1 pseudogene is annotated in these 282 nt (G+C 54.3%); it reads left to right on the forward strand.

The features are described 5' to 3' along the window. Nucleotides 1-282 (forward strand): annotated as a pseudogene (locus tag MXD62_RS08450) (hypothetical protein); the annotation flags it as partial.

Raw genomic sequence — 282 nt, forward strand, 5'->3', positions numbered from 1 at the left:
GGCTACAACCAAACGGTAAAAGCAAGCTACGATGTGACCATTCCGAAAGAAGCCGGATTGTTTTTGCCATATGAGAAACCGGTGCTAACCGCAGACGTGACCTACGAAGCATTTAACACAGCGGCCACCGTCCATGCCGTCCCAGCCGATGCTGTCGCTGTCTTGCCGCCATTCGCGTTATCGCTTGATCCGAGCGCAACCGTATTGAACACGCTAAAACCGGATCAGCCGTTGCCGGTGAAAGTAACCGTTCGCAACTATACACCGGGAGCGGCGGAAGCT

It is taken from the genome of Frankia sp. Mgl5 (assembly GCF_023242985.1).
GTDB classification, from domain to species: Bacteria; Actinomycetota; Actinomycetes; order Frankiales; family Frankiaceae; genus Parafrankia; species Parafrankia soli.